General features: G+C 64.2%; 15 protein-coding genes. 7 read left to right on the forward strand and 8 right to left on the reverse strand.

The genetic code is table 11. The features are described from left to right. Nucleotides 1-51 precede the first annotated feature (51 nt). The 6 genes from AAYO93_RS18615 (at nucleotide 52) to AAYO93_RS18640 (ending at nucleotide 7,807) form a co-directional block, all read left to right on the forward strand. Nucleotides 52-2,355, forward strand: coding sequence for a DUF6049 family protein (locus AAYO93_RS18615; RefSeq protein ID WP_345762677.1), 2,304 nt, complete (start codon nucleotides 52-54; stop codon nucleotides 2,353-2,355). After that, on the forward strand, nucleotides 2,348-3,964 hold the full coding sequence (gene murJ / locus AAYO93_RS18620) for a murein biosynthesis integral membrane protein MurJ (RefSeq protein WP_345762678.1): 1,617 nt from the start codon (nucleotides 2,348-2,350) through the stop codon (nucleotides 3,962-3,964). Before AAYO93_RS18615 ends, murJ begins: the two co-directional genes overlap by 8 nt. Nucleotides 3,965-4,037: 73 nt before the next feature. Continuing rightward, complete coding sequence (gene trxB, locus AAYO93_RS18625) at nucleotides 4,038-5,009, forward strand: thioredoxin-disulfide reductase (RefSeq protein ID WP_345762679.1); 972 nt, start codon at nucleotides 4,038-4,040, stop codon at nucleotides 5,007-5,009. A gap of 15 nt (nucleotides 5,010-5,024) precedes the next feature. Next, nucleotides 5,025-5,351 carry a thioredoxin gene (gene trxA, locus AAYO93_RS18630; protein WP_345762680.1) on the forward strand — a complete coding sequence of 109 codons (327 nt, stop codon included), beginning with the start codon at nucleotides 5,025-5,027 and terminating at the stop codon, nucleotides 5,349-5,351. A gap of 143 nt (nucleotides 5,352-5,494) precedes the next feature. Then, nucleotides 5,495-6,817: a PLP-dependent aminotransferase family protein gene (locus AAYO93_RS18635; protein ID WP_345762681.1), complete on the forward strand. Its 1,323-nt coding sequence runs from the start codon at nucleotides 5,495-5,497 to the stop codon at nucleotides 6,815-6,817. 24 nt (nucleotides 6,818-6,841) lie between these two features. After that, nucleotides 6,842-7,807, forward strand: a complete 966-nt coding sequence (locus AAYO93_RS18640; protein WP_345762682.1) for a D-alanine--D-alanine ligase family protein — start codon at nucleotides 6,842-6,844, stop codon at nucleotides 7,805-7,807. 65 nt (nucleotides 7,808-7,872) lie between these two features. Here AAYO93_RS18640 and AAYO93_RS18645 read toward each other — a convergent pair whose 3' ends face one another. From AAYO93_RS18645 to rpmH, 8 genes are all read right to left on the reverse strand, one after another. Further along, nucleotides 7,873-8,820 carry a ParB/RepB/Spo0J family partition protein gene (locus AAYO93_RS18645; protein ID WP_345762683.1) on the reverse strand — a complete coding sequence of 316 codons (948 nt, stop codon included), beginning with the start codon at nucleotides 8,818-8,820 and terminating at the stop codon, nucleotides 7,873-7,875. Beyond that, the gene (locus AAYO93_RS18650; protein WP_345762684.1) at nucleotides 8,820-9,737 is read right to left on the reverse strand and encodes a ParA family protein; all 918 of its coding nucleotides are present in this window, start codon (nucleotides 9,735-9,737) and stop codon (nucleotides 8,820-8,822) included. The genes AAYO93_RS18645 and AAYO93_RS18650 overlap by 1 nt, the downstream gene beginning before the upstream one ends. Nucleotides 9,738-9,850: 113 nt before the next feature. After that, entirely contained in the window at nucleotides 9,851-10,480 is a 630-nt protein-coding gene (gene rsmG, locus AAYO93_RS18655; RefSeq protein ID WP_345762685.1) for a 16S rRNA (guanine(527)-N(7))-methyltransferase RsmG, read from the reverse strand. Nucleotides 10,481-10,494: 14 nt separating this feature from the next. Further along, entirely contained in the window at nucleotides 10,495-11,067 is a 573-nt protein-coding gene (locus AAYO93_RS18660) for a protein jag (RefSeq protein ID WP_345762686.1), read from the reverse strand. Nucleotides 11,068-11,076: 9 nt separating this feature from the next. After that, complete coding sequence (gene yidC / locus AAYO93_RS18665) at nucleotides 11,077-12,060, reverse strand: membrane protein insertase YidC (RefSeq protein ID WP_345762688.1); 984 nt, start codon at nucleotides 12,058-12,060, stop codon at nucleotides 11,077-11,079. Between the two features lie 6 nt (nucleotides 12,061-12,066). Then, entirely contained in the window at nucleotides 12,067-12,378 is a 312-nt protein-coding gene (gene yidD / locus AAYO93_RS18670) for a membrane protein insertion efficiency factor YidD (protein WP_345762689.1), read from the reverse strand. After that, complete coding sequence (gene rnpA, locus AAYO93_RS18675; protein ID WP_345762690.1) at nucleotides 12,375-12,716, reverse strand: ribonuclease P protein component; 342 nt, start codon at nucleotides 12,714-12,716, stop codon at nucleotides 12,375-12,377. Before rnpA ends, yidD begins: the two co-directional genes overlap by 4 nt. A gap of 24 nt (nucleotides 12,717-12,740) precedes the next feature. Next, nucleotides 12,741-12,878 (reverse strand): 50S ribosomal protein L34, encoded by a 138-nt coding sequence (rpmH, locus tag AAYO93_RS18680; RefSeq protein WP_163288492.1) that lies wholly within the window; start codon nucleotides 12,876-12,878, stop codon nucleotides 12,741-12,743. A gap of 434 nt (nucleotides 12,879-13,312) precedes the next feature. Here rpmH and dnaA point away from each other — a divergent pair, with 434 nt between their 5' ends. Continuing rightward, entirely contained in the window at nucleotides 13,313-14,737 is a 1,425-nt protein-coding gene (gene dnaA / locus AAYO93_RS18685) for a chromosomal replication initiator protein DnaA (protein ID WP_345762691.1), read from the forward strand. The last annotated feature ends 257 nt before the right edge of the window (nucleotides 14,738-14,994 follow it).

Genomic DNA, 14,994 nt, shown 5'->3' on the forward strand with positions numbered 1-14,994 from the left:
ACCCCCTAGAATTGGCGACATGGAGGCCGAGCTGGAGTCGTGCGTCGACGCATGAATTCGACCGGCCGACCCCGTAGCTCGGGGCTGCGCAGGCTGGCGATGTTCGCCACAGCGGCAGTTCTGGGCGTCGTGACTTTCGCCTCCCTGGGCGCACTCGATGGCTCAGCTGCGGTCGCACAGCCGGTGACGCAGGGTCACGTCACCCGTTCGGCGGCGGACGCGGATGCTGCCAGCCAGCTGACCGTCACGGTCGCGCCCGACAACGGCGGCATCCTCGCTCCCGGCCAGGATCTCACCGTCCAGGTCTCTGTCACCAACGGCGCTGCCACCTCTTTCGTGGCCGGAACGGTCGAACTGTGGTTCGACACGTCGCCGATCGACTCCCGCAAGAGCCTCACCACGTGGCTCAGTTCGACCGACGCCGCGGCGGGCGCGCAGACCATCGGCCGCACACGGGTCGCCGGACTCGAGCCGGGCATGACCTCGGTGGTCCGCGTCACGGTGCCCGCCGCGTCCGTGCCGCTAGCCGGACGAACAGACCAGGGCGTCTTCGGCATCGGCGCCACGGTGTCCATCGGTTCCGGAACCAGGGCGGGCGCTCGTTCGACGCTGGTGTGGAACCCGGGCACCGAGATCCCCCGCTCGAACGTCTCGCTCGTGATGCCGATCACTGCTCCCGCGACGGCTGCCGGCCTCATCTCCGCTGCCGACCTCGCGGCCTTCACCGCACCGAACGGCATTCTCACCCGACAGCTCGACGGACTGCTCGGCCACCCGGCGGTCGCCATCGGCCTCGATCCCATGATCCTCGCGTCCATCCGGGTGCTCGGCACGTCCGCACCCGCGAGCGCGACGCAGTGGATGGTCTCCCTCTCGCTTCTGCCGAACGACGTCTTCTCCCTCGGCTTCGGCGACGCCGACCTCGCCGGTCAGTTCCAGAGCGGACTGACCGCACCCCTGGCTCCGACGGCGCTCGGCTATGCGATGGATCCCGCGAACTTCCAGACCGAGCCGGAGCCTGTGGGGGAGCCGACAGCGACTCCGACGGCCGGCACTCCGGGCGCCACCCCGACCCCGACACCGACGACTCCCGCTGGACCGGTGCTGCCGACCCTCGATGAGCTGATCGCGTGGCCCTTCACCCTTCACGGCATCGCGTGGCCCGCCGAGAACTCGGTGCGCACGGCCGACATCGCCTCCCTGGTGAGCAACGGGTTCACGACCCCGATCCTCTCGGGCGACAACACGAACGCTGCCGACCTCACTGCGACACCCAGCGCGGTGCTTCCGATCGCCGGCGGCAAGGCGCTCGCGTCCGATGCGGGCATCTCCTCCGCACTGCGCGACGCAGCGACCGCGACCGACGACACGACCTGGAACGCTGCAATGTCGAAGGTCAACGCCCAGCTCGGCCTCGTGAGCGAAGAGGGTGGTACGCAGCACAACCTGGTGGTGACGCTCGGTCGCGCCTGGCCTTCGAGCGGAACCCAGCTGGAACGCACCTTCCGGGCCATCCAGACCTCCCCGTGGGCCACCGCGGTGACCCTTCCTCAGATCGTGTCGAGCGCGCCCACCCCGGGCCTGGCCGTGAAGAACAGGTCCGAGGCCGCGGCGCGCATCACCGGCATCAAAGGGCTCCTCGACACGGAAGCACGCATCGACGACTTCGCGACGATCCTCGACGACCCGACGACCATGACCGGCCAGAACCGCGCCCAACTCCTCACCCTGCTCGGCGTTTCATGGCTCGAGCCGCGCAACGACTGGGCGAGCGCCGTCTCGAACAATCTCCGAGCGTCGTTCAGGACCCTCGACTCGGTGAAGATCCTGCCCACCGAGAACGTCAATCTCGTGAGCGCCCAGGGATCGATCCCGTTCACCGTGAGCAACGGTCTGAGGAATGAGGCCGTGACGATCGTGCTCAGCGCCTCTCCGTCGAACAGCCGGCTCGAGATCGATGAAGACGCGACGAAGCGCATCCAGCCGGATTCCCGCGCAACGGTGCTGGTGCCGGTCAAGGCCAAGCTCGGCAACGGACAGGTGATCCTCACGCTGCAGCTGCTCAGTCCGACGGGCGTGAAGATCGGGATGCCGACGGCGGTGACGGTGGATGTCCACGCCGACTGGGAGGGCATCGGCGCCCTGATCATCGGTGTGCTCCTCGTCCTCCTCTTCGGTTTCGGCATTGTGCGCAACATCCTCCGCCGGCGTCGCGAGAACGCCGCCGGAGAGGGCGGCGACTCGGATGCGGATGCTGACGCTGCTGCGGATCCTGACGCTGACGCTGTCTCGGATGCGGATGCCACGGCCGGCTCCGACGGTCAACCCGACGACTCGAAGGAGCCGAGTGTCTAGCATCGGCCGCTCAAGCGCCGTGCTCGCATCGGGCACGCTCGTCTCCCGGATCCTCGGGTTCGCCAAAGCCTGGCTTCTCCTGCAGGCGATCGGCGCCCTGAGCTTCGCCGGAAACGCCTACGCCACCTCGACGATCGTCCCCAACAGCATCTACGCGATCATCGCCCAGGGCATCCTCAACGCGATTCTCGTCCCGCAGATCGTGCGGGCATCCGTCCACGCCGATGGCGGCAAGGCGTACATAAACAAGCTGGTCACGCTCGGAATTCTCATCTTCGCGGCAGTCGCGCTGGTGGCAACTCTGCTGTCGCCGGTCCTGATGCAGCTGTTCGGCCTGCGCGGCGCGCCCGCCGAACTGGCGACGATGTTCGCCTACTGGTCGCTACCCCAGATCTTCTTCCTCGGGCTCTACACCCTGCTCGGCGAAGTTCTGAACGCCCGCAAGTCCTTCGGTCCTTTCACCTGGGCTCCCGTGGTCAACAACGTCGTCGCCATTGCGATGCTCATCATCTTCATCGTCGCGTTCGGCGCGGATCCGTACGGCCACCGCTCACCGGTGTGGACGCCGACGATGGTGGCGATCCTCGCCGGCGGCGCGACCCTTGGCGTCGCGGTGCAGGCCCTCATCCTGTTCTTCTTCTGGAAGCGGATCGGCCTGCGCTTCCGCTTCGACTTCCGGTGGCGGGGCGTCAACCTTGGACATGCGGGAAAGGCGGCCGGCTGGACGTTCGCCATGCTGCTGGCGACTCAGGCAGCAGGCCTCATCGAGACGAATGTCGCGAACTCTGCGGGCCCGGGCTTCGCCGGTCCGCTGCTGATGAACAACGCGTGGCTGATCTTCATGCTCCCGCACGGCATCATCGCGGTCTCGATCGTGACCGCCTTCTACACCCGGATGGCCGAGCACGCGCACGCAAACGACGTCGCCTCATTCCGCACGGATTTCTCGAGCGCCGCGCGCTCGATACTGCTCCTGATCACGTTCTGCTCCGCCGCCCTCATCGTCGTGGCGTTCCCGCTGGCGAGGATCTTCACTCCGGACTACCAGCCCCTCGGCTTCATCCTCATCGGCTATCTGGTGGGCCTGGTGCCGTTCTCGCTTGTCTTCATGTCCCAGCGCGCCTTCTATTCGCTCGGCGACACTCGGACCCCGTTCTACTTCACACTCGCACAGGTCGCCGTCATCGTCGTCGGTGTGCTCCTCTGCTTCATGGTTGCGCCGGACTTCCGGGCGGCGGCGATCGCCCTCGTCGTCTCTATCGCGGGCGGGATCCAGGCCATCATCGCGGTCTCCCTGCTCAGGCGCCGGATCGGGGGAGTGGATGGGCGGCGCATCGCGAGCGGCCTGTGGCGCTTCCTCGTCGCTGCCGCCGTCTCGATGGTCGCCGGTGCCGGGGTGATGCTCCTCCTCGGCGGCGTATCCGACGGGGCCTTCCCGGTGTCCGGATTCCTGGCTGCAGTCATCTCGATCGCGTTGGCCGGCGTGGTGATGCTCGCCGTCTATGTCGGGGCACTCGTGCTGCTGCGTTCGAGTGATCTGAAGACCGGTCTGGCGCCACTGACGAAACGTTTGAGCCGCCGTTCCGAACACACAGACGACGCGGAATAGCATCCACCTAGGATGTGTTGTATGGGTCAGCGAGTCTTATCGGCCCGTCTTTGATAGTGCAAGGAGTCCTCGAGTGCGGCAGATCATCATCATCGGTTCCGGCCCTGCCGGATATACGGCAGCCGTGTATGCGGCCCGCGCCAACCTCAAGCCGCTGTTGATCGCCTCATCCGTCGAGGCCGGCGGTGAGTTGATGAACACCACCGAGGTGGAGAACTTCCCCGGGTTCCCCGACGGGATCCAGGGTCCCGACCTGATGATGAAGATGCAGGCGCAGGCCGAACGTTTCGGCACCGAGGTCGTTCTCGACGACGTCGTGAGTGTGGAGCTCGCAGGTGACGTGAAGACGGTGACGCTCGGGTCCGGTGCCGTGCACCAGGCGCTCGCGGTGATCTTCGCCACGGGCTCTGCGTACCGCAAGCTCGGGCTCGAAGACGAAGAGCGTCTCGCCGGCCACGGTGTTTCCTGGTGTGCCACGTGTGACGGGTTCTTCTTCCGCGAGCGCGTGATCGCGGTCGTCGGTGGCGGCGACTCCGCGATGGAAGAGGCGAACTTCCTCACCCGCTTCGCCGACAAGGTCTACGTGATCCACCGCAAGGACAGCCTTCGCGCGTCGAAGATCATGCAGGACCGCGCTTTCGCGAACGACAAGATCGAGTTCGTGTGGAACTCCGAGGTCGTCGGGATCCAGGGCACCGAGACGGTCACGGGGCTCACCCTGCGCGACACTGTGACTGGTGCAGAGCGTCCCCTCGAGCTGCAGGGCCTGTTCATCGCGATCGGAAACGACCCGCGCGTGCACCTCGTTCACGGCCAGCTCGACCTCACTTCGGATGGCACGATCGCCGTCGCCGGCCGGAGTTCCAAGACAGCGATCGCCGGTGTGTTCGCCGCCGGTGACGTGGTCGACCCGACCTACCGCCAGGCTGTCACGGCCGCGGCGTCCGGTACCGTTGCGGCGCTCGATGCCGAACACTACCTCGCAAGCCTTCCCGAAGACCTGCTGGCCCAGGCCGGCGATCTCGAACTCACCACAACCGCATAAAGGAGAAACACAAAAATGTCTGCAGCACGTTCGGTCACGGACGCTTCCTTCCAGGACGACGTCCTGAACAGCGAGAAGACGATCCTCGTTGATTTCTGGGCTGAATGGTGCGGCCCGTGTCGCGCCGTCGGACCCATCCTCGACCAGATCGCCGTCGAGCACGCCGACAAGATCGAGGTCGTCAAGCTGAATGTCGACGAGAACCCGCAGACCGCTGCGAAGTACCAGATCACCTCCATCCCCGCGATGAAGGTGTACCAGGGTGGCGAGGTCGTCAAGACCGTCATCGGTGCCAAGCCGAAGCCTGCCCTCGAAGCCGACCTCGCCGCCTACCTTTCGTAGCCGACGAGCGTTTCACAGACCCGTCCGGCACACGCCGGGCGGGTCTTTTTCTTTGTACCCGTGTTCCACGTGAAACATCCCCGATTCTCTGCAATCGGGGTCCCCCAAATAGCATTGGCAGCAGCGTTCAGAACGGATGACAAGTGACAGATCAGGGCAGCCCGACTTCACAGGGCAATAATCTCGACCGGTGGTACGGCCACTACGCGCAGAGGACGAGCGGCCTGGCCGCGAGTGAAGTGCGAGCCCTCTTCGCCGTCGCCTCGCGCCCTGAGGTCGTCTCCCTGGCCGGCGGTATGCCGTTCGTCTCCGCCCTCCCGCAGGATCTGGTGGTGGGAGCCATGGACCGGGTCATGCGCGAACAAGGCGCGGTCGCCCTCCAATACGGCTCGGGGCAGGGCGTTCCCGCGCTGAGGGAGCAGATCCTCGACGTCATGGCCCTCGAAGGAATCAGCGGGAGCGCCGATGATGTCGTCGTCACGACGGGATCGCAGCACGCTCTCGAGCTGTTCAGCAAACTCTTTCTCGACCCGGGCGACGTCGTACTCGCCGAAGGTCCGAGCTACGTCACGGCGATGGTGATCTTCCGCTCGTATCAGGCCGAGGTCGATCATGTTCCGATGGATGAGCACGGGTTGATTCCCGAGGCACTCCGCGAGCACATTGTGCGGCTTAAAAGTGCTGGTAAGACCATCAAATTTCTCTACACCATCCCGACGTTCCACAATCCGGCCGGTGTCACCCTGTCCTGGGAACGCCGTCTCGAGATCCTCGAGATCGCCCGGGCCAACGACATCCTGGTCCTCGAAGACAACCCGTATGGCCTGCTCTACTTCGGCGAGAAGCCTCCTGCGGCGATGCGGTCGGTCGAACGCGAGGGCGTGGTCTACCTGGGCACGTTCTCGAAGACACTCGCTCCCGGGTTCCGGGTCGGCTGGGCGCTCGCACCCCACGCCATCCGCGAGAAGTTGATCCTCGCGAACGAGGCTGCCGTGCTCAGCCCGAGTTCGTATACTCAACTCGTCGTCTCCGAATATCTGCGAGACGCTGACTGGAAGGGCCAGATCGACACCTTCCGTGGCGTCTACCGGGAACGCAAAGAGACCATGATCTCCGCGCTCGAGGAGTATCTGCCCGAGCTGAGCTGGACGAACCCGAACGGCGGCTTCTACGTCTGGCTCACCCTTCCCTCTCACCTGGACTCGAAGGCGATGCTCCCGCGCGCGGTCACCGAGCTCGTCGCGTACACGCCCGGAACGGCGTTCTACGCGGATGGGAACGGTCGCCAGAACATCCGGCTCTCGTTCTGCTATCCGACCCCCGAGCGCATCCGCGTCGGCATCCGACGTCTCGCCGCCGTCATCAACGGCGAGATGGATCTGCTCGACACCTTCGCCGGAACCGGCTCGCTGAGCGCCGTGAGACAGGACAGGGCCAGTGCGAACATTCCGACCGACCTGCGTTAGTCGTCCTCTGAGAAAGGCCTGATCATGGCTGATTTTTCTGCCCTCGATATTGCTGTGCTCGCCGGCGGGATCTCGCACGAACGCGACATCTCGCTCCGGTCCGGGCGTCGTGTCGCCGATGGACTGACTGCTCTGGGTCACCGCGTCACTGTGCTCGAACCTGATGCATCCTTGCTCGCCTACCTTGCGAGCAACCGACCGGATGCGGTCTGGCCGGCGCTCCATGGAGCAAGCGGTGAAGATGGAGCCCTTCGCGCGCTCCTCGAACTGACGGGCATCCCGTTCGTCGGCTCCCGCACGGATGCCTCGCGCCTCGCCTGGTCGAAGCCCGCAGCCAAGACTGTCGTCGAACGCGCCGGCGTCGCGACGGCCGCCTCGGTCACGCTGCCGAAGGAGACGTTCCGCGAGCTGGGCGCCAACAGTGTGCTCGACACGGTGATCGCCGGTCTCGGATCCTCGCTGGTGGTCAAACCCGCCCAAGGCGGCTCGGCCCAGGGGGTCACCATCGTCGAGGATGCCGCGGATCTGCCGCGTGCCATGGTCGACGCGTACACCTACTCCGATGTCGCCCTGATCGAGCAGAAGATCGTCGGCGCCGAGGTCTCGGTGGCGGTGCTCGACCTCGGCGATGGTCCTGTCGCTCTTCCTGCCGTGGAGATCGTTCCGGTGGGCGGCGCGTACACCTACGACGCGCGTTACAACGCGGGGGAGACCCGGTTCTATGTGCCCGCTCGACTGAGCGACGAAGTGGCCGCTCGTGTGTCGCGCGCCGCGGAACTCGCGCATTCCGCTCTCGGACTCCGTCACCTGTCGCGGATCGATCTCATCGTCGACGCCGACGGCGAGCCGTGGTTCCTCGAGGCGAACGTCCTTCCCGGGCTCACTGAGACGTCGATCGCCCCGCAGGCCATCGAGGCCGCGGGCCTGAGCCTCGGCGAGGTCTACTCCGGGCTCGCCGTCGCTGCCATTCGCGACGGCGTCAACGTCTAGCGCCGGCCGGGTGCACCTCGGCGCTCGGCCCGGGACGTCGAGTGCTACAACTTCTCACCCACCGCTCAGTTGTAGCTGGGCTCGCCGAGTTCGCCCAGTATGCGGTTGAGGTCCTGAATCGTCGCGAAATCGACCACGATCTGGCCTTTTCGTGCGCCGAGCGAGACCTTGACCCGTGTGTTGAGCCGGTCTCCCAGGCGTTCTGCGATCTCGTCGAGGTGCCCCTGGCGACGCCCCGGGTTGGCTTTCGGCCGCACCGGCTTCGGCGTCGCACTCGCAGCCGCCTCCGCAGCACGCACTGACAGGTCTTCGTTGACGATCTTGTCCGCGAGCCGCTGCATCGCGTCGACGTCGCCCGTCGAGAGGATCGCCCGCGCGTGACCGGCGCTCAGAACGCCCGCCGCCACGCGCGTCTGCACGGCGGCCGGCAGCTTGAGAAGACGCAGCGTGTTGGTGATCTGGGGGCGTGAGCGCCCGATCCGGCCGGCGAGCTCCTCCTGCGTGATGCCGAAGTCCGCAAGGAGTTGCTGGTAGGCCGACGCCTCTTCGAGCGGGTTCAGGTTCGACCGGTGGAGGTTCTCAAGCAGCGCATCCCGCAGCATGTCCTCGTCGGCGGTGTCCTTGATGACCGCAGGGATCGTGTCGAGGCCGAGTTCTTTGGTGGCGCGCAGTCGGCGCTCACCCATGATCAGCTCGTATTTGTCCGACTGGCCGGCGATCGGCCGGACAACGATCGGCTGCAGCACACCGACCTCGCGGATGCTGTTGACGAGCTCGTCGAGCGCCTCCCGGTCGAATTCCGTGCGCGGTTGCACGGCGTTCGGCACGATATCAGCGGGGGAGAGGTTCGCCAGCTTCGCACCGGGTACCGCCACGAGTTCGATCGTCGCCGTGCCCGTCGAGCCCATGCTGCCTTGGTTGGGGAAAAAGACGTCGACCGGCCGCGCTGCCGAGTCCGAGGTCGGGATGAGCGCGCCGATTCCACGGCCGAGTCCTGTGCGTTTCGCAGCCATTAGCGGGGTACTCCTCTTCGTGCGATCTCGGCGGCCGCTTCGAGGTACGAAAGCGATCCGGACGAGTTGGTGTCGTAGCTGATGACGCTCTGGCCGTAGCTCGGGGCCTCCGAGATGCGAACCGAGCGGGGGATGATCGTGTCCAGGACTTCCTTGGGGAAGTGCGTGCGGACATCCTCGGCCACCTGGTGAGCGAGGTTCGTGCGCGAGTCGTACATCGTGAGCAGGATCGTCGAGACGCGCAGCTTGGGATTGAGGTGCTTCTCGATCAGCTGGATGTTCTTGAGCAGCTGACTCAACCCTTCGAGGGCGTAGTACTCGCACTGGATGGGGATGAGGACTTCGGAGGCGGCGACGAATGCGTTGATCGTGAGCAGTCCGAGCGACGGCGGGCAGTCGATGAGCACGTAGTCGAAGTCGTAGTCGTCCAGGAACTCATTGAGGGAGCGGGAAAGCCGTTGTTCGCGAGCCACCATGGATACGAGCTCGATCTCGGCGCCGGCGAGGTCGATCGTCGCAGGAACGCAGAAGAGACCGTCGAATTCCGGGCTCTTCTGAATGACCTCATCCATGTTCCGGTCATTCACGATGACGTCGTAGACGCTCGGCGTGCCCTCACGATGCTCCACGCTCAGGGCAGTGGATGCATTCCCCTGGGGATCGAGGTCGATGACGAGCACCCGAGCTCCCGACTTCGCCAGTGCCGCGGAGAGATTGACGACCGTGGTGGTCTTGCCCACGCCGCCCTTCTGATTCGAGATCGTGAAGATGCGCGTGCGTGACGGCAATGGCAGCGTCTGGGTGGCGATGGCCTGCCGGCGACGGGTGAGTTCCGCGATTTCGTGAGCGAGTGGGGTCGATCCATCAAAGACGGTGGAGGTCTCTTCGACCTGGCTGTCCTGATTGGGATGTTTCACGTGAAACCTTGTCGCTCTGTTCTCGGTGGGAACCACCGTGTCCGTGGATCCTCCGGGTTCGATCCGGAAGACTTCCTTCTGCGAATGGCCGGTCCGAGGGAGGACCCGGCCGGTCAATCAACTGTAGCTCTGATGACCCGCGTGACCTCGTTCAGCACGCCCTCGCCGAGAGTAATCACTTCGACATTGCTCAGCCGGAATCGTTGGATCTCCTTGGTCGCCGCTTCGATCTCGCCCGTGGCGCCGGCACCCTTCATCAGGACGAGTTCTCCACCCGACCGCACCAACGGAGCCGTCAGTGGGATCAGCTTGCGGAATGCGGAGACCGCCCGGGCGGTGACCTGGTCCAGCGGCGATGCGAGTTTGGCTTCCTCGGCGCGAGCGCGAACAACCTCGACGTTCTGCAGTCCGAGCTCACTCACCTGCTCGGTGAGCCACGCGATCCGTCGCTCCATAGGCTCGATGAGCACGAAGGACACGTCCGGCCGGGCAATCGCGAGGACGAGACCCGGCAGTCCAGCGCCGCTGCCGACGTCTCCGACGCGCCCTGGCCGAAGCAGGGGAGCGACGATCGCGCAGTTGAGAATGTGGCGCGTCCACAGGCGGGGGAGTTCGAGTGGCCCGATCAAGCCGCGCTCCTCGCCCTGTTCGGCAAGGTTCGTTGTGAACCGGCGCGCAACATCCACGTTCGGCCCGAAGAGCGCAGCTGCTTCAGGCGGTTCGGTTTCGAACGACGACGTCAATGTTTCACGTGAAACTATGACGCGGTGATGACGGTGTGACGGTCGCGGCCTTCACCGTGCGAGTTCGAGACGTAGCCACGGTCGGAGACAATGTCGTGGACCAGCTTGCGCTCGTAGGAGGACATCGGGGGGAGTGCCGCCTGGGCTGCGCCCTCTTCGATGCGAGCGATCGCGCGGTCGACGAGGATTCCGAGTTCCGCCTGGCGGGCTTCACGGGAGCCGCCGATGTCGAGGATCAGACGCGAGAACGAACCGGTCTTGTTCTGAACCGCGAGCCGAGCCAGTTCCTGCAGCGCATTGACGGTGTCGGGCTTCGAGAGCAGGCGCAGGTTGGCATCTTCCGAGGCGTTCACCGAGACATAGGCGCGGCCGTTACGGGCGTCGATGTCGATGTCACCGTCGATGTCGCAGATATCGAGGAGTTCCTCGATGTAGTCGGCCGCGATGTCTCCCTCGACATCGAGCTCCGCAGAGGTCGGAGTGGCGTGCTCACCGTCGGTGGGCGTCTCGGGCTCGACGGAGTCCTCGGCGTCTGCCGTCACGGCGTCGGCGTCCAGTTCGGGTTCGGTCTGCTGTACGTCGGTCATCTGCTCTTCCTACTTCTTTCCGCCGGTTTGCTTCTTGGCGCGGCTCTTGCCGACCGGCTGGACGCGCTGCGTCGTGACCGGCTTCTGGGGCTCTTCGTCGATGGAGAGGACCACGACGCCTTCGTCGTTGACCAGCTTGCCCTTCTTCGCCAGACGGGCTTCGCGGGCCTTGGCAGCCTCGCTGCCAGGGGTCGGCATGTTGCGGATGACCACGAACTGCTGCACCATCGTCCAGATGTTCGAGGTGAGCCAGTAGAACATGACGCCGAGCGGAAATGCGAAACCGGAGAACAGGAAGACGAAGGGGAGCAGGTACAGCAGAATGCGCTGCTGCTTGAACTGCGGGCTCGCCTTGGTTTCGGGAGACATGTTCTTGGACACGATCTGCAGCTGGGTGATGAACTGCGACGACGTCATCAGCACGACCATGACCGCCGCGATCACCATGACCGCGACCTGCGGCGGGTGGGCGTTGAGCGCGCCGGAGAAGCTCTGGTGCAGGGGAGCGATGCCGAACAGCTCAGCGTTGCCGAACTGGACAGCGAGCGTCTCGTTCAGAGGGCCGACGCCGGCCTTGCCGCTCTGGGCGCCGTTGAGCACCTGGAAAAGGCTGAAGAACACGGGCATCTGGAGAAGCAGGGGAAGACACGAGCTCAGCGGGTTGGTGCCCGTCTTCTTGTAGAGCTCCATCGTCTCGCGGGACATCGCCTCGCGGGAGAACTGGTCTTTCTTGCCCTTGTACTTGTCCTGGATCTTCTTCAGCTGCGGCGCCACTTCGAGCATCCGTCGCTGGTTCTTGATCTGCCGGACGAAGACCGGGATCAGTGCGGCACGCACGACGACGGTGAGGCCGACGATGGAGAGAACCCAGGTGATGCCGGCCGCCGGGTCCATGCCCATGACCGTGAACAGCTGGTGGAACGCCACGAGAATGAGTTCTACGACCCATTTGATGGGCCACAGAATTGTTCCGAAGATGGCTCCGATGTCCATGTGGTGCTAAGCCTTTCCGTGGCTGCTGGCTACGACGAATCCGAATGGAGTCACGTTGTACCGACGCTTCTTCTTGAGCGGAACATCGTCGATCCCGCCTTCCGCCCAGGGGTGGCAGCGGGCGATCCTGCGAATTCCGAGTACCGACCCGATCACGACACCGTGTTCCTGGATGGCCCCGAGCGCGTACGCCGAGCAGGACGGGTAGTACCGGCACACGTCACCGTAGAGCGGGGAGATAACTGCGCGATACCCGCGCAGCAGAAGCACGGCGACGTTCCGCGGGAGGAGGAGCACAGCTGTGATGGCGGTGTTCATCGACGGAGGTTGCCTTTACTGACGGCGCGGGATATCTCTTCATGCAGGGTAGCCCACTCCGCATTGGCGGAGGCTGGCAATGCCCTGACGACGACATCGGCACCGGGCTGGAGTTCGCGGAGCAATTCGTAGGAGGCGGCCTTGAGCCGGCGCCTCACCAGATTGCGTCGAACGGCGGTGCCGACGGTCTTGCCCACGATAAAGCCGAATCGCACCACTGCGGAGTCAGTATCGGTGCGGATGTAGGTGACGGTGTTCGGTGCGGTGAATCGTGTACCGCGCCTCACGGTCGCCTTGTAATCCGCCCCCCGCGTGATGCGATTGGCTTTAGCGAGCAAGGGGCTGCCTGAGTGATCCGGCAGTTAGGCGGAGAGCTTGGTGCGGCCCTTGGTGCGGCGGGCGGCCAGGATGGCACGGCCGGCACGGGTGCGCATGCGCAGGCGGAAGCCGTGGGTCTTCGCGCGCTTACGGTTGTTCGGCTGGAACGTTCTCTTGCTCATATCTGTCTCCGGAAGTCTCTTCTGTGCAGGCCTGTGCCGATCGAATGGACAGCACGGGAGGCCGAAGAAGTTTTGGGGCAGCCACGTCTGCGGCTGAAGTCAACTGATTAAACTTCCGGCCTCGGGCCGACGAGGTCAAACCAATCGAGCCGAATCATTGATTATCCACAGTATTCGACGGAAAGTAGGACAAGACGCGCCGAGTGTTTCGCCTTGTCAAATTTGTTGTGACGAGGTGCGTTGGTTACCGTGAGGACGAAAAGTTATCCCCAGCCATACCCATTCAAGGCCGGAGATCGCTACGGTAATGGACACACAGCGGTGGATAACTCTGTGAATACCTTCCGGCGGCGCCACGCCCCGGGCCGACAAACATTCACGATGGGGTGGATCGCGTCGACAAAGCGATCCGAGTAACACGAATACGGGGAACAATGGCCAACGGCGAAGAGTTGATTTCTGCAGCATGGCAGACGGTGCTCGGCTCTCTCGAAACAGACGAGCGCATCACGCCGCAGCTGTACGGATTCCTCAGCCTGGTCGAGCCGAAGGGCATCATGGCCGGCACCCTCTACCTCGAGGTGCCGAACGAGTTCACCCGCGGAATGATCGAGCAGCGCAGCCGGGTCCCACTCCTCAACGCGATCGGCGGACTCGACGAATCGCTCGCGGTGAGCAACTTCGCCATCGTCGTGAATCCCGAGATCCAGCAGGAATCGCTCGAAGCACCGATCGAGCAGCCCGAGTCCGGCTACATCGACATCCCGCCGGCCCCAGCTCCGGTCACGGAGATCACCGCTCCTCCCCGCAACGCCGACACGCGCCTGAATCCGAAGTACAGTTTCGACAACTTCGTCATCGGGCAGTCGAACAGGTTCGCGCATGCCGCCGCCGTCGCCGTGGCAGAAGCACCGGCCAAGGCGTACAACCCGCTCTTCATCTATGGAGAGTCCGGCCTCGGCAAGACCCACCTTCTTCACGCTATCGGCCACTACGCGATGAGTCTGTACCCAGGCATCCGCGTCCGGTATGTCAGCTCCGAGGAATTCACCAACGACTTCATCAACTCGATCGCGAACAACCGGGGATCGCTGTTCCAGTCGCGCTACCGCAACATCGACATCCTGTTGATCGACGACATCCAGTTCCTGCAGGGCAAGGCCGAGACGCAGGAAGCGTTCTTCCACACCTTCAACACTCTTCACGACCACAACAAGCAGGTGGTCATCACCAGCGACCTGCCACCCAAGCACCTGACCGGTTTCGAGGACCGGATGCGCTCACGGTTCGAGTGGGGACTGATCACCGACGTCCAGGCGCCCGACCTCGAGACCCGCATCGCCATCCTCCGCAAGAAGGCTCAAAGCGAGAAACTGCAGGTCCCCGACGACATCCTCGAGTTCATGGCCTCCAAGGTGTCCAGCAACATCCGCGAACTGGAGGGGACGCTCATCCGCGTCACCGCGTTCGCCAGCCTGAACCGGACGCCGGTCGACATGAACCTGGTGCAGACAGTGCTGAAAGACCTCATCACTCTCGACGACGACAATGTGATCGCGCCGGTCGACATCATCACCAACACCGCGGACTACTTCAAGCTCACCGTCGACGACCTCTACGGCTCCAGCCGGTCTCAGGCGGTCGCAACCGCCAGGCAGATCGCCATGTATCTCTGCCGCGAGCTCACCAACCTTTCCCTCCCGAAGATCGGCCAGTTGTTCGGCAACCGCGATCACACCACTGTGATGTACGCGAACAAGAAGATCAGCGAGCTCATGAAGGAGCGTCGCTCCATCTACAACCAGGTCACTGAGCTCACCAGCCGCATCAAGCAGAACCACCGCTACAGCAAGGGTTAACCTCCGACCACCCCTTTTCAGGGGAGAAGTGTGAATACTCACACTGTGGATAACTTGTGGAAAACGGTGGAACAACCACCCGCTTAATGTTGACGAATCACACGTTGTTGTGAGTTACGACGATTCTGCCGGCGCCGTTCCCACCCGCATGTTTACGCGCATCCACAGTCCGTCAACATCTCACACCCGTGTAGTTCCCAGTCCTCGACTGGCATCAACGGAGTTATCCACAGTTTCCACAGCGGTTAACGCCGTTA

The organism is Diaminobutyricibacter sp. McL0608, from assembly GCF_039613825.1.
Taxonomy (GTDB): Bacteria; Actinomycetota; Actinomycetes; order Actinomycetales; family Microbacteriaceae; genus Diaminobutyricibacter.

What these genes read in the sequence shown, in the direction of transcription:
- AAYO93_RS18615 (WP_345762677.1), top strand. Translation starts at nt 52, where the DNA reads ATGAATTCGACCGGCCGACCCCGTAGCTCGGGGCTGCGCAGGCTGGCG.
- trxA (WP_345762680.1), top strand. Translation starts at nt 5,025, where the DNA reads ATGTCTGCAGCACGTTCGGTCACGGACGCTTCCTTCCAGGACGACGTC.
- rpmH (WP_163288492.1), bottom strand. Translation starts at nt 12,878, where the DNA reads ATGAGCAAGAGAACGTTCCAGCCGAACAACCGTAAGCGCGCGAAGACC.
- AAYO93_RS18645 (WP_345762683.1), bottom strand. Translation starts at nt 8,820, where the DNA reads ATGGCTGCGAAACGCACAGGACTCGGCCGTGGAATCGGCGCGCTCATC.
- AAYO93_RS18640 (WP_345762682.1), top strand. Translation starts at nt 6,842, where the DNA reads ATGGCTGATTTTTCTGCCCTCGATATTGCTGTGCTCGCCGGCGGGATC.
- yidC (WP_345762688.1), bottom strand. Translation starts at nt 12,060, where the DNA reads ATGGACATCGGAGCCATCTTCGGAACAATTCTGTGGCCCATCAAATGG.
- dnaA (WP_345762691.1), top strand. Translation starts at nt 13,313, where the DNA reads ATGGCCAACGGCGAAGAGTTGATTTCTGCAGCATGGCAGACGGTGCTC.
- AAYO93_RS18660 (WP_345762686.1), bottom strand. Translation starts at nt 11,067, where the DNA reads ATGACCGACGTACAGCAGACCGAACCCGAACTGGACGCCGACGCCGTG.
- yidD (WP_345762689.1), bottom strand. Translation starts at nt 12,378, where the DNA reads ATGAACACCGCCATCACAGCTGTGCTCCTCCTCCCGCGGAACGTCGCC.